This window comes from Agromyces sp. Y182, from assembly GCF_059445385.1.
In genome coordinates, this window is record NZ_JCAIUF010000001.1 from 2,138,681 (window position 1) to 2,152,942 (window position 14,262).

Below are 14,262 nucleotides of genomic sequence, written 5' to 3' on the forward strand. Positions count from 1 at the left end.
GCGATCGAGCACGCAGGGGCTGGCGGTCGAGGCCGGCCGGGTCCACGATGGGACGGACAGCACTGCAGCGGCGCGGGAGGCCTCATGAACTCGACCTCGACTCCGACCCACCGGACCGTCGCCCTCCTGGGCGGAGCGGGTTCCGGCACGACGACCTTGCTCGACGCGCTGCTGCTGCGCGCCGGCGCGATCCCGAGAATGGGCAGCATCGAGCAGGGCACCACGACCGGCGACCACGAGCCCGAAGAGATCGCGAGGGGCATGACGCTCGGGCTCTCGCTCGCCCACCTGGCCTGGGTCGGGCCCGATGGCACCGAGCACTCCCTGACGCTCGCCGATGCCCCGGGGCATCCCGATTTCATCGGTGGTCTCGACACGGCGTTGGCGGTGGCGGATGTCGCGGTGCTGGCCGTGAGCGCGGTCGACGGCGTGACCACCGGCACACGCACCGCCTGGGCCGCGGCGGAGGCCGCCGGCGTGCCGCTCATCGTCGTGATCACCCAGGAGGACAAGGCTCGAGCCGACTTCCGCCGAGTGCTCGAGGAACTGCGCGCCGCGTTCGGCGATCGCCTCGTGGCGCTCGAGCTGCCGATCGGCGAGGAGCACGACTTCACCGCGCTCGCCGACGTGCTCAGCGAGCAGGCCCTCGTCTATGACGATGCCGGTCGCCATCACGACGAACCGCTCCCGGCCGCGGTCGAGGCGGAGGAGCATCGCCTGCACGTCGAGGTGACCGAGGAGATCGTGTCGCATGACGACGAGCAGCTCGAGGCGTACCTCGACGGGCGCGAGCCCGCGGCATCCGAGCTGGAGCGCACCCTCGCCCGCGAAGTCGCGACCGGTGAGGCGATCCCGGTGATCGTCTGCTCCGCGGTGACCGGCACCGGTGTCGACCGGGTCGCCGACCTCCTGTGCGCGCTGGCACCGTCGGCGCTCGAGCACGACAGCCGCATCGTGATGGGCGGCACCGAGGTGGCCGTCGCCCCGAACCCCGACGGCGAGACGCTGCTGCACGTCTTCCGCACCGTGGCCGACCCGTTCGTCGGGCAGGTGTCGATGTTCAAGGTGCTCTCGGGCGTCGTGCGGCCGAGCGACCGGCTGCGCAACGCCACGACCGGTGCCGACGAGCGACTGCACGGGCTCTTCCGGTTGCGGGGAGCCGAGCACCTGCCGGCCGACGTGCTTCGCGCCGGTGAGGTCGGCGCGGTCGCGAAGCTCACGGGCTCGCCGTCGGGAACCCTGCTGTGGAGCCGCGCGAGCGGCAGCGCCGAGCCCGCGCCGTTGCCGCGGCGCGAGCCGGTGTACGCGGTGAGCCTCGCCCCGGTGACGCAGTCCGACGACGAGAAGCTCATGACCTCGCTCGGCCGCATCGTCGCCGAGGACCCGACGCTCGTGGTCGATCGCACGGGAGGAGCGGCGATCCTCCGCGGCCTCGGCGACACGCACGTCGACGTCGCCGTCGAGCGGCTCGCTCGCGTGTTCGGCGTGCACGTCACGACCTCGCCGGCACCGATCGGGTACCGCGAGACGATCGCGGGCCGGGTCGAGGTCGAGGGCCGACTCAAGAAACAGTCCGGTGGGCACGGCCAGTTCGCCGTGGTGCAGCTGCGGGTCTCGCCGATACCGCTCGGCGGTGGGTTCGAGTTCGTCGACTCGGTGGCGGGCGGGGCGGTGCCGCGCTCGTACATCCCTGCCGTCGAGAACGGCGCGCGTGACGCCCTCGCCGCAGGCGGGCCGCAGGGGCATCCGGTCGTCGATGTGCGCGTCGAGCTCGTCGATGGCAAGTCGCACTCGGTGGATTCCTCCGACATGGCCTTCCGCACGGCGGCGTCGATCGGGGTGAAGGCGGCGCTCGCCGAGGCGGGCACAGTGCTGCTCGAGCCGGTCTCGCTCGTGACCGTCACGGTTCCGAGTGAGCTGCAGGGCACGGTGCTGACCGATCTCTCCGGCCGCCGCGGGCGGGTCAGCGCCACGGAGGCCGCCGGCGACGGCCGGGCGCGCATCGTGGCGAACGTGCCCGAGGCGGAGCTCGCTCGTTACGTGCTCGACCTGCGGTCGATCACCGGCGGCCGGGCCGAGCTGACGATCGCGCCCGACCACTACGCGAGGATGCCGGCCGCCGCCACGAGGTGAGGCCGACGGCAGCGCGCGAAGCGCGCCCTGCGCGTTCCGCGCGGAGACCTGCGTTATCGCCTGCGGATGCTGCGGCGGGCGAACGCATCGAGGTTCTCGATGATGGCCGTCGCCACCCAGATTCGATTGCGTGAGCGCGAGGTCGTCTCGGTCAAGACGCCGTGCTCCACCAGTTGATCGAGGCCGCGGAACAGGGCCGGATCCGAGCCGCGGAGCTGGGCGCGCACGAGCTGGCTGTTGAGCACCGGGTGCTCGACCGCGAGGCCGGCGATTCGATGTGCGGCCGCATCGGCTCGAATCCCGCGAAGAGAGTCTGTCCAGTCCTGGGTCGTCTGCTCGATGTCGCTCACGAGCTGACGGCCGTTCGCGATCGCGAGGAAAGTGCCATCGACGAAGACATCGATGATGGGCGCGATCTCGCCTGAGCGGTACGCAGTCAGCGCTTCGAAATAGATGTCCCGTTGTTGCAGAATTCCGGCCGACACGGGAAGTGTGACGCTCTTCGTGAGCCCTGCCCTGCGGAGCGAGGCCTGCACGAGTGCGCGGCCGGTGCGCCCATTGCCGTCGGGGAATGGGTGGATGGTCTCGAACTGCGCGTGGGCGATGGCGATCGATGCGATGGGAATCGGTGACGGGCGTCTGGCGTAGGCGATGAGGTCGTGCATCGCATCCGGCACGCGATCGTGGTGCGGGGGAATGAAGTCGGCATCGTGCGGGGTGAAGTTGCCCCCGCCGATCCACACCTGCTGGTCGCGGTATCTGCCCGTGATGTCCGGATCGCTGCGTCCGAGGAGTTCCTCGTGCATGTGGATGATCGCTGTGTCCGACAGATCATCGGCAGCGGCGACGGCTGCTTCCATCGCACGAACGTTCGCAACGATCAACGCCGCGTTTCCGCCATCGCGCTCGTTGATCTCAGCCTCGGCGATCGCTCGGGCGTTCGACGTGAGGTTCTCGATCTGCGAGCTCGACGCCGACTCGCTTCGGAGCAGGATGGAGCCGAACGGCGCCGTAATATGGCCGATCTCGGTGTCGAAGCGGATGACGTGCTCCTGTGCCTCGACGACACGTTCGATCATCGCGTCGGGCAAGTGCAACTGCAGGTCGCGGATCGGATTCGGGACCGCGGCGACGTACGCTCGATCGAGGTTCGCGCGCTCGCGGCTCGGAAGATGCTCCCTCGCGACGCGGGAGACCCAGGGGAGATGCTCGTAACCGACTGCAGGGACCATGATGCAACCTTCACTATCGCGTGAGCTTGATTAACTGTACGCGAATAAAGCTAAATATGGCAGCGCTGAAGTTCACTTTAGGCGCCCTCAGTACCCGCCGGCCACCACGTGATGAGCGGCCGACGCGAGCGCATCCGCGACCTCGTCGGCGCCTTCGCGCAACAAGCCGACCGTCACCCGCACGAAGTCACCGCCCGCCCGGGTGCGGGCACCGCCCGCGGCCTCGGCGACATCCGATGCCGCCAGGAACGGCGTACCCGCCGCGACGCGGATGCCGGCCGCCGCGAGCTGCACGAGCGCCGATCGTTCACTCAGCACGGGCATCCAGAGATTGATGCCGTCGGCGGCGGCGACCTCGACACCGCGCGCCCGGAGCGCGTCGCCGAGCGCGCGCTGCCGGGAGTAGTACTGGCGTCGAGCCTCGGCGACGGCGTCGATGGAAGCGCGCTCGGTCAGGAGGTCGAGGAGGATCGTCTGCACCATTCGCGAGGTCCAGCCGGGCCCGAGCATGCGCCGGGCGACCACGCGCTCGACGAGCTCGCGGGGGCCGCCGAGCGCCGCGATGCGCAGATCGGGCCCGTGCGACTTCGAGAAACTCCGCACGTGCACCACCCGGCCGGGCAGCGAGCTGCCGAGCGTCACATCGCCCTCGGTCGAGATGAGGCCCGAGTGGTCGTCTTCGATGACGACGAGGCCGTCGACACCGGGGGCGGTGCGGATGACTCGGGCGAGCGCCGCGGCCCGCTCGGCGTTCATCGAGGCACCCGTGGGGTTCTGCGCGCGCGGTTGCAGGAGCACCGCGACCGGCCGCCGGTGCAGTGCCCGGGCGAGCGCTTCGGGCACCATGCCGTACTCGTCGAGTCGCACGGGCACGGCCTCGGCTCCGAGCACGTCGAGCAGATCGAGGAACGGCGGGAAGCCCGGGCTCTCGACCACGACGCGATCGCCGAAGCGCACGAGCTGCTCGAGCGTGCGGGAGATCGCGTCGAGCGCGCCGTCGACGACCATGATGGTCTCGCCCTCTGAGGGCCAGGATGCCGCGAGTGCCGCCGCGAGCGCCGGGATCACGGGCTCGGCCTGGTAGCTGCCCGTCTCGGCGCGGGCCGAGACGCGGGAGAGCGCTGGGCCGAGCGCCGGCAGCAGCAGCGGGTCGGGCGTGCCGCGCGAGAGGTCGAGCCGCACGGGGTCGTTCGGCGCCGCCATGCCGCGCATGCGGGGAGCGAGCCAGCTCTGCGAAAGGGGCCGCACGAAGCTGCCCGCGCGGCCGCGCGACTCGATGAGGCCGGCCCGTGAGAGCGCCTGCCACGCCTGGCTCACCGTGGCCGGGCTCACCCCGAGCTCGCTCGCGAGCTCGCGCACGGTCGGCAGGCGAGTGCCGACTCGGAGTTCGCCGGAGTTCACGAGGCGCGCGATCACGCCCGCGATGCCGCGGGGGCCGGCGTCGGGGAATTCGGTGAGTGCGGTCAACTCGGATCCGCTCAGTCGCTCGCCGCGCGCACCGGTTTCAGCCGCGCCGACACCGTTCACTCGAGCAATTGCCACATCGAAAGCTGACACGACCATTGCCTCCTCACGAAGCAAGGGACAGGATGAGTAACCACAACGTCACACTGTGAAACACAAGAGAAATGTTCACGCCGAACAATAACAGAACGGGTCGCGAGCCCGTTCGGGACTTCCGCACTTGCAGTCCGCAGCACGAATCTCGGCGTCACAGCACCACCCGGTGAGCAGCTCGGTTCCACGCCCATCGAGTGCACGGCAATGGCGCCGACCGACGGAGGAGACAACATGACGATTGTCCGAGCGGCCATCACGCAGACGACCTGGACTGGCGACAAGGAGTCCATGCTCGACAAGCACGAGCAGTTCGCCCGTGATGCGAAGGCGCAGGGCGCCCAGGTGATCAGCTTCCAGGAGCTCTTCTACGGGCCGTACTTCGGCATCACCGAAGACGTGAAGTACTACGACTACGCCGAGCCGGCCGACGGCCCGATCGTGCAGCGTTTCGCCGCACTCGCGAAGGAGCTCGGGCTCGTGATGGTGCTGCCGATCTACGAAGAGGAGCAGCCCGGCGTCTACTACAACACCGCGGTCGTCGTCGACGCCGACGGCACGATCCTCGGCTCGTACCGCAAGCACCACATCCCGAACCTCGACAAGTTCTGGGAGAAGTTCTACTTCCGGCCCGGCAACCTCGGCTACCCCGTGTTCCACACCGCCGTCGGACCGATCGGCGTCTACATCTGCTACGACCGGCACTTCCCCGAGGGGTGGCGCGAACTCGGCCTGAACGGCGCGCAGATCGTCTTCAACCCGAATGCCACCAAGCCCGGCCTCTCGAATCGACTGTGGGAGATCGAGCAACCTGCCGCCGCTGCCGCCAACGGGTACTTCGTCGCCGCCGCCAACCGTGTCGGCCTCGAAGACAACGAGTACGGCGACCTCGCCGTGAACTTCTACGGCAAGAGCCAGTTCGTCGACCCGCAGGGCAACATCGTCGGCGACTACGGCTCGGGCACCGATGAAGAGGTCGTCGTGCGCGATCTCGACCTCGACATGATCCGGCAGGTGCGCAACGCCTGGCAGTTCTACCGCGACCGCCGCCCCGAGTCCTACACGTCCATCCCGAAGCCGTGACCCCGTGGGTCGAGTAGCGCGAAGCGCATATCGAGACCTCGCGACGAGATCTCGATACGGGCCTGGCGGCCCTACTCGATCAGCGAATGGAGATACGGGCCTGGCGGCCCTACTCGGTCAGCGAATGGAAAGGAGCAGCAGTGACCACCACCCTCATCACCGGCGGCACCGTCGTCAGCTCGACGGGCCGGGCCCCGGCCGACGTGCTCGTCGACGGCGAGACGATCCGGGCTGTGCTCGAGCCAGGCAGCAGCATTCTGGGCACGGATGTCGCGGCATCCGTCGACCGAGTGATCGACGCCACCGGCAAGTACGTGATCCCGGGGGGCATCGACGCCCACACCCACATGGAACTGCCGTTCGGCGGCACCGCCGCGATCGACACGTTCGAGACCGGCACCCGCGCGGCCGCGTGGGGCGGCACGACCTCGATCGTCGACTTCGCGGTGCAGACCTACGGGCAGCGCATCGAAGACGGCCTCGCGACCTGGCACGCGAAGGCTGCCGGCAACTGCGCGATCGACTACGCGTTCCATCAGATCGTCGGCGACGTCAACGAGGCGTCCCTCGCCTCGCTCGCGAAGCTGCCCGACGAGGGCATCACGAGCTTCAAGCTCTTCATGGCCTACCCGGGTGTCTTCTACTCCGACGACGCGCAGATCCTCAAGGCCATGCAGGTCTCGCGCGACACGGGCATGCTCACGATGATGCACGCCGAGAACGGGCCTGCGATCGACGTGCTCGCCGCCCAGCTCGTCGAGCAGGGCAAGACCGACCCGTTCTACCACGGCATCGCCCGTGCCTGGGAGATGGAGGAGGAGGCCACCCACCGCGCGATCATGCTCGCGAAGCTGACCGGTGCGCCCCTCTACGTCGTGCACGTGTCGGCGAAGCAGGCGGTCGAGCAGCTCGCCTGGGCCCGCGACAAGGGGCAGAACGTCTACGGCGAGACCTGCCCGCAGTACCTCTACCTGTCGCTCGAGGAGCAGCTCGGGGCATCCAGCGAAGAGTGGGGCCACTTCGAGGGCGCCAAGTGGGTGTGCTCCACGCCGCTGCGCTCCCGCGAAGAGGGCCACCAGCAGTTGATGTGGCAGGCGCTGCGCACGAACGACCTGCAGATGGTCTCGACCGACCACTGCCCCTTCTGCATGAAAGACCAGAAAGAGCTCGGCCGCAGCGATTTCCGTAAGATTCCGAACGGCATCGGCACGATCGAGCACCGCATGGATCTCATGTACCAAGGCGTGGTCACCGGCGAGATCACCCTCGAACGCTGGGTCGAGCTCACCTCGACCACACCCGCCCGCATGTTCGGCCTGTACGGGCAGAAGGGCGTCATCCAACCAGGCGCCGACGCCGATCTCGTGGTCTACAACCCGAATGGACACACGACGATCGGCGTCGGGCTCGATGCATCCGGAAACCCGACGGGCCGCACCCACCACATGAACATGGACCACTCCGCGTGGGAGGGCTTCGAGATCGACGGCCACGTCGACACGGTGCTCTCTCGCGGCAAGGTCATCGTCGATGGCTTCGCCTACCTCGGCGCCAAGGGCGACGGCCGCTTCCTCAAGCGCGGCCTCAGCCAGTACCTCATCTAGCTCGGCCACCCGACAACCGAAATCGAGACAAAGGGAGCACGGATGGAATTCGGAGCGGTCCTGCAGACCAACCCGCCGGCATCGCGAACCGTCCAGCTCGCGAAGCTCGCCGAGAACCACGGCTTCACGCACGTGTGGACCTTCGACTCGCACATCCTCTGGCAGGAGCCCTACGTCATCTACAGCCAGATCCTCGCCGAGACCCGCAAGGTCAAGGTGGGGCCGTTCGTCACGAACCCGGCGACGCGCGACTGGACGGTGACCGCGTCGATCTTCGCGACCCTCAACGAGATGTACGGCAACCGCACGGTCTGCGGCATCGGCCGCGGCGACTCGGCGGTACGCGTCACCAACGGCAAGCCCACGACGATCGCCGAGCTGCGGGAGTCGATCCACGTCATCCGCGAGCTCGCGAACAGCCGGCCCGTCGATTACCACGGATCCACGCTGCAGTTCCCGTGGAGCCACGGCTCCGAACTCGAGATGTGGGTGGCCGCCTACGGCCCGCTCGCGTTGAAGCTCGCGGGCGAGGTCGGCGACGGCTTCATCCTGCAACTGGCCGACGTCGACATCGCGGCCTGGATGATCAAGCACGTGCGCGACGCCGCAGAGGCCGCCGGCCGCGACCCGATGTCGATCACGTTCTGCGTGGCCGCGCCCATGTACATCGGCGACGACTGGGAGCACATGCGCGAGCAGTGCCGCTGGTTCGGCGGCATGGTCGGCAACCACGTGGCCGACATCGTGACGAAGTACGGCGCGCACGGCGATGTGCCAGAGGCGCTCACCGACTACATCAAGGGCCGCGAGGGCTACGACTACAACGAGCACGGCCGAGCCGGCAACGTGCACACGAGCTTCGTGCCCGACGAGATCGTCGACCGGTTCTGCCTGCTCGGCACGGCCGAGCAGCACATCGAGAAGCTCGAACAGCTCAAGGCACTCGGCGTCGACCAGTTCGCCGGCTACCTCCAGCACGACAACAAAGAGGAGACGCTTCGGGTCTACGGCGAGACCGTGATCCCCGCGCTCTCCGAGCACCTCACGGCGAAGGCATGACCGGCACCGCTGATCGAGTAGCGCCCGCCGAAGGCGGCCGCGTATCGAGATCACCGCACGGCGATCTCGATACGCGCGCCGCGCCGCGCCGCGCCATTCGACCAGCGGGAAGCCATCGCCCGGGGCGGGCGGGTCGCGAGCTCGCCCGCTGGGGCTGGGGTCTCGCCGGCATCGTCGTCATCGCGCTCGTCTGGGAGGGCTACAAGCTGATCGGGCCCGCCGACGGCGTCGTCATCGGCGAGACACGGGTGCTGCCGCGCACGACCGACCTCGCGATGCCGCACATCTGGGAGATGCTCGGTCGCCTCGGCGAGCCGGTCACCCGGGCCGATGACGCACTGCCGCTGTGGGCCGTGGTCGCGCTCGCCGCGCTCACCACGCTCGGCATCGCGGCGGTCGGATGGCTCGTGGGCGTCGTGGTCGGCATCGGACTCGCCCTCGTGATGCAGCGCTGGCGCATCGCAGAGTGGGGCCTGCTGCCGTGGATCGTGCTGAGCCAGACCGTGCCGCTCATCGCCTTCGCACCCGTCGTGAAGAGCTGGGGTTCGCGCGTCGAGATCGGCGCGTTCGAGTGGCAGGACTGGATGTCGGTCGCCCTCATCGCGAGCTATCTCGCGTTCTTCCCCATCGCGATCGGTGCACTGAAGGGCCTCCAGTCGCCCGACCGCATCCACACCGAGCTCATGCAGACGTACGCGGCGGGCTACTGGCCGACCCTCGTGAAGCTGCGCTTCCCAGCATCCGTGCCGTATCTGCTGCCCGCCCTGCGGCTGGGCGCTGCCAACGCCGTGATCGGCGCGGTCGTCGCCGAGGTGTCGACGGGCCTGCAGGGCGGCATCGGCCGCATCCTGATCCAGTTCGCCGGGCAGGCATCGGGCGACCCGGCGAAGGCGTGGGGGCCGATCTTCGGCTCGATCGTGCTCGGGCTCGTGGCCGCCGCATCGGTCGCGCTCCTCGGCGTGATCCTCAAGAACTACCGACGAACGGAGGAAGCCGCATGACGCTTCGAGAGCCTCAAGACGGCGCGGATGCATCACCCACCGTGGCCGCGGTCGCGATCAGCGGGGTCGACAAGGTCTTCGAGACCCGCTCCGGCGAGGTGCAGGCGCTCGACACGATCGACCTCACGGTCGCGGCGGGCGAGTTCGTCTCGCTCATCGGCCCGAGCGGATGCGGCAAGTCGACGCTCATGCGCCTCGTCGCCGATCTCGACCAGCCGAGCTCGGGCACGATCGCCGTGTTCGGCAAATCGGCCAAGCAGGCGCGCCTCGACCAGGAGTACGGCATCGCGTTCCAGCAGGCGGGCCTGCTGCCGTGGCGCACGGTCGCGGGCAACGTCGCGCTGCCGCTCGAACTGCACGGCGCGCCATCCGCTGCTCGCAGTGCTCGCGTGGCCGAGCTGCTCGACATGGTGGGACTCTCGGACTTCGCCGACCGCTACCCCGACCAGCTCTCGGGTGGCATGCAGCAGCGCGTCGCGATTGCGCGCGCCCTCGCCGAGCAGCCGCGGCTGCTGCTCATGGACGAGCCGTTCGGCGCCCTCGACGAGATGACGCGCGAGAAGATGCAGACCGAGCTCGTGCGCATCTCGGCCGAGACCGGCGCGGCCGTGGTCTTCGTCACGCACTCCATTCCCGAGGCGGTGTTCCTCTCCGATCGGGTCGTCGTGATGTCGCCGCGGCCCGGGCGCATTCAAGAGATCGTGCCGATGCGGCTCGGCGCTGATGCGCAACGCGCTGCCCGAACCGAAGAGCTCCGCGAGGAGCGTGGCTTCTTCGACATGGTCACCGCCGTGAGGGAGGCGCTGCACGACGGCTCGCCCGTCGCGGCCGGCGCGCGCGGAGTGGAGAACCGCTGATGACGGCACTGACCGCGGGTTCCGGTTCGCGCGGCATGAGCCCGCGCACCGAGACCACGCTGCGCATCGTCGCACCGGTCGCGGTCGGTCTCATCGTGCTCGGCGTGTGGCAGTTCCTGGTGAGCGTCGTCGGCGTCAGCGACTACCTGCTGCCGAGCCCGGCGTCGATCGTCGAGGAGCTCGTCGCGTACTGGCCGTCGGTCGTGCAGGCGACGCTGCTCACGGGCACGAACGCGTTGCTCGGCCTGATCGTCGGCTCCATTCTCGGCATCGCGCTCGCCGCGCTCGCCGCGAGGTGGCGCCCGATCGACCAGATGAGCGCGCCCGTCGTCGCTTCGCTCGCGGTCATCCCGATCGTCGCCCTCGCCCCGGTGCTGAACTCGATGTTCGGCGCCGACAGCCAGTTCGGGCGGCAGGCGATCGCGGCGCTCGCCTCGTTCGTGCCGGTCTTCATCAACACGCTGCGCGGGTTCCGGCAGACCGCGCCCGTGCACCGCGACCTCATGAGGGCCTACGCGGCGAGCTCGGGCCAGGTACTGCGCACGCTGACCCTGCCGACGGCGCGACCGTTCATCCTCACCGGCATCCGCATCGCCTCATCGCTCGCCGTGATTTCCGCGCTCGTCGCCGAGTACTTCGGCGGACCTCGCGGCGGACTCGGCGGGCTCATCTCGACGTCGGCCGCCTCGAGCGCCTACGCCCGGGCCTGGGCGTATGTCGTGGCATCCATCGCTCTCGGCCTGCTCTTCTACCTCGCTTGCTTGGCCCTCGAACGGCTGTTGCAGCGCCGCACCCGCACCACCCGCACCACCCGCACCCGCAGTTTCCCTTCCGGGGGTGCATTCCCGACAGAATCCCGCACGAACACGCATGGAAATGTCGCGAATCCACCCCCGGAACGGGATTGAACGTCCCGCGCAGCGCGGGAACGGCACCGCACCGCACCACGAAAGGACCGACATGAACCACAGCAGACGTCGCTTCGCGACGATCGGCGGCGCGCTCGCCGTCTCGGCGGCACTCGTCCTCACCGCATGCTCGGGATCCGGCGACGGGTCAGACGGCGACAACGGCGGCGACGCCGAGGGCGACCTCACCTCGGTGAAGCTCCAACTCCAATGGCTGCCGCAGGGCCAGTTCGCCGGCTACTTCGCCGCCGTCGACCAGGGCTACTTCGAAGAGGAGGGCCTGGACGTCGAGATCATCCCCTCGGGCGGGGACATCGTGCCGCAAGACGCACTCGCCAACGGCGACGTCGACTACGCGATCGCCTGGGTGCCGAAGGTGCTCGGCTCGATCGAGCAGGGCGCGAATCTCACGAACATCGCTCAGATCTTCCAGAAGTCGGGCACCCTGCAGGTCTCATGGGCCGACTCGGGCATCGATTCCGTCGCCGACTTCGAGGGCAAGAAGATCGGCTCATGGGGCTTCGGCAACGAGTGGGAGATCTTCGCGGCCATGGCTGCAGAGGGCCTCGACTCCTCCACCGTCGAGATCATCACGCAGGACTTCAACATGAACGCCTTCCTGCAGGGCGACATCGATGCGGCCCAGGCGATGACCTACAACGAGTACGCTCAGCTGCTCGAGTCGGTGAACCCCGATACGGGCGAGCTCTATCAGCCCGAGGACTTCAACGTCATCTCCTATCAAGACACCGTCGGCGCCATGCTGCAAGACGCGATCTGGGCCGACACCGAACGGCTCGAGAGCGACGAAGAATACCAGGACACGACCGTCGCGTTCCTCAAGGCGGTCATCAAGGGCTGGATCTACGCGGCCGAGAATCCCGAGGAGGCATCGGAGATCACGATCGCCGAGGGATCCGGCTGGGGCCCGAGCCACGAGCTCTGGATGGTCAACGAGACGAACAAGCTCATCTGGCCGGCGCCCGACGGCATCGGCATGATCGACGAGGCCGCGTGGGACCAGACCGTCGCCGGGGCGCTCTCGGCGGTCAACGAGTCGGGTGCGAGCCCGATCACCGAGGAGCCGCCGGCGTCGGCATGGTCGAATGAGTGGATCACGCAAGCGCTCGACGAACTGAAGGCCGACGGCGTCGACGTCACGGGCGAGAGCTTCGAGCCCATCGACGTCGAACTCGCCGAGAGCGGCAACTGACAATGCGTCGCTATTCGAGAAGCGTCCGACAGAGCGTCGAACTCGCCGAGAGCGGCAACTCGGCATGGTTCGCTATTCGAGAAGCGTCCGACAGAGCGTCGAACTCGCCGAGAGCGGCAACTGACAATGGTTCGCTGGTCGAGTAGCGCCTGACGAAGGAGGGTGCGTATCGAGACCGACTTGCGAGATCTCGATACGCACCGCGCCGGGGCGCGGCACTACTCGATCAGCGAACGGACAGAAAGGGCACCTTGCCATGACCGCCAACAACACCGAGGGCAGCAGCCTCACCGACGGACTCGACGAGCTCGCACGCGAGCTCGACCGCGAGCACGTCTTCCATTCCTGGTCGGCCCAGTCGCAGGCGTCGAACCTCGTGATCGCGAGCGGCCGCGGCTCTCGGGTGTGGGATCACGCGGGCCGCGAGTACCTCGACTTCTCGAGCCAGCTCGTGAACGTCAACATCGGCCATCAGCACCCCTCGGTCGTGCAGGCGATCCGCGAGCAGGCCGAGCTGCTCACGACGATCGCCCCGTCGACCGTGAACCTCGCCCGTGGCGAGGCGGCCAAGCGCATCGTCGCCCACGCGCCATCCGGATTCCGCAGGGTGTTCTTCACGAACGGCGGCGCCGACGCCAACGAGAATGCGATCCGCATGGCGCGACTCCACACGGGCCGTGACAAGGTGCTCTCGACGTACCGCTCCTATCACGGCAACACGGGCGCCGCGGTGGTCGCGACCGGGGACTGGCGGCGCGTGCCGAACGAGTTCGCCCGCGGGCACGTGCACTTCTTCGGGCCGTACCTGTATCGCTCGGAGTTCTGGGCGACGACTCCCGAGGAGGAGTCCGAGCGAGCGCTCCGTCACCTCAGACGCGTCATCGAGGCCGAGGGGCCGTCGTCGATCGCGGCGATCCTGCTCGAGACCGTTCCCGGCACGGCGGGCATCATGCTGCCGCCGCCCGGGTACCTCGCGGGCGTGCGGGAACTCGCCGACCAGCACGGCATCCTCCTCATCCTCGACGAGGTCATGTGCGGGTTCGGTCGCACCGGCCGATGGTTCGCGTTCGACGGCTACGACGTGCGACCCGACCTCATCACCTTCGCGAAGGGCGTGAACTCCGGATACATCCCCGCGGGCGGCGTCGTCATCGATGAACCGATCGCGGAGACGTTCGACGAGCGCGTGTTCCCGGGCGGGCTCACGTATTCGGGGCATCCGCTCGCGATGGCCTCGATCGTCGCGACGATCGACGCGATGTCGTCGGAGGGCATCGTCGACCACGCCCGAGACATCGGCGACACGGTGATCGCGCCCGCGCTCGCCGACCTCGCCGAGCGGCACGCCGTGATCGGCGAGGTGCGCGGTGAGGGCGTGTTCTGGGCGATGGAACTCGTCGCCGACCGGGCGACCCGCGAGCCGCTGCCCGCGGCGGCGATGGGCCGCATCAAGTCCGCGCTCGTCGCGCGCGGGCTCCTGCCGTTCGTGCAGGACAACCGCATCCATGTCGTGCCACCCTGTGTGGTCACGGCCGACGAGGTCGCCGAAGCCGTGGCGATGTACGACGAGGTGCTCGGCACGACTGCGCTGGTCGAGTAGCGCGGGCGAAGCCGA

The 14,262-nt window shown here is 68.7% G+C and carries 11 protein-coding genes; 9 read left to right on the plus strand and 2 right to left on the minus strand.

Annotated features, from left to right (window positions below; all coding sequences use genetic code 11):
• The first annotated feature begins 84 nt into the window (after positions 1-84).
• Positions 85-2,133, plus strand: coding sequence for an elongation factor G (locus AC1C2R_RS09925; RefSeq protein WP_495352311.1), 2,049 nt, complete (start codon positions 85-87; stop codon positions 2,131-2,133).
• 53 nt (positions 2,134-2,186) lie between these two features.
• On the opposite strand, the gene AC1C2R_RS09930 is transcribed toward AC1C2R_RS09925, so the two are convergent.
• Together AC1C2R_RS09930 and AC1C2R_RS09935 are read right to left on the minus strand one after the other, a co-directional pair.
• Positions 2,187-3,365: a Fic family protein gene (locus AC1C2R_RS09930; protein ID WP_495352312.1), complete on the minus strand. Its 1,179-nt coding sequence runs from the start codon at positions 3,363-3,365 to the stop codon at positions 2,187-2,189.
• A gap of 87 nt (positions 3,366-3,452) precedes the next feature.
• A complete protein-coding gene (locus AC1C2R_RS09935) occupies positions 3,453-4,922 on the minus strand; it encodes an aminotransferase-like domain-containing protein (RefSeq protein WP_495379810.1) in 1,470 nt (489 codons plus the stop codon).
• Between the two features lie 234 nt (positions 4,923-5,156).
• On the opposite strand from AC1C2R_RS09935, the gene AC1C2R_RS09940 reads away from it, so the two are divergent.
• The 8 genes from AC1C2R_RS09940 to AC1C2R_RS09975 all read left to right on the plus strand — a co-directional run bounded on the left by AC1C2R_RS09940 (position 5,157) and on the right by AC1C2R_RS09975 (position 14,247).
• Complete coding sequence (locus tag AC1C2R_RS09940) at positions 5,157-6,005, plus strand: nitrilase-related carbon-nitrogen hydrolase (RefSeq protein WP_495352314.1); 849 nt, start codon at positions 5,157-5,159, stop codon at positions 6,003-6,005.
• A 140-nt stretch (positions 6,006-6,145) separates the two neighbouring features.
• Entirely contained in the window at positions 6,146-7,609 is a 1,464-nt protein-coding gene (hydA, locus tag AC1C2R_RS09945; protein WP_495379811.1) for a dihydropyrimidinase, read from the plus strand.
• Between the two features lie 42 nt (positions 7,610-7,651).
• A complete protein-coding gene (locus AC1C2R_RS09950; RefSeq protein ID WP_495379812.1) occupies positions 7,652-8,668 on the plus strand; it encodes a TIGR03842 family LLM class F420-dependent oxidoreductase in 1,017 nt (338 codons plus the stop codon).
• The gene (locus tag AC1C2R_RS09955) at positions 8,665-9,669 is read left to right on the plus strand and encodes an ABC transporter permease (protein WP_495379813.1); all 1,005 of its coding nucleotides are present in this window, start codon (positions 8,665-8,667) and stop codon (positions 9,667-9,669) included. The genes AC1C2R_RS09950 and AC1C2R_RS09955 overlap by 4 nt, the downstream gene beginning before the upstream one ends.
• On the plus strand, positions 9,666-10,526 hold the full coding sequence (locus AC1C2R_RS09960) for an ABC transporter ATP-binding protein (protein ID WP_495379814.1): 861 nt from the start codon (positions 9,666-9,668) through the stop codon (positions 10,524-10,526). Before AC1C2R_RS09955 ends, AC1C2R_RS09960 begins: the two co-directional genes overlap by 4 nt.
• On the plus strand, positions 10,526-11,434 hold the full coding sequence (locus tag AC1C2R_RS09965) for an ABC transporter permease (RefSeq protein WP_495379815.1): 909 nt from the start codon (positions 10,526-10,528) through the stop codon (positions 11,432-11,434). The genes AC1C2R_RS09960 and AC1C2R_RS09965 overlap by 1 nt, the downstream gene beginning before the upstream one ends.
• Before the next feature lie 52 nt (positions 11,435-11,486).
• Entirely contained in the window at positions 11,487-12,647 is a 1,161-nt protein-coding gene (locus tag AC1C2R_RS09970) for an ABC transporter substrate-binding protein (protein ID WP_495379816.1), read from the plus strand.
• 256 nt (positions 12,648-12,903) lie between these two features.
• On the plus strand, positions 12,904-14,247 hold the full coding sequence (locus AC1C2R_RS09975) for an aspartate aminotransferase family protein (protein WP_495379817.1): 1,344 nt from the start codon (positions 12,904-12,906) through the stop codon (positions 14,245-14,247).
• Positions 14,248-14,262 lie beyond the last annotated feature (15 nt).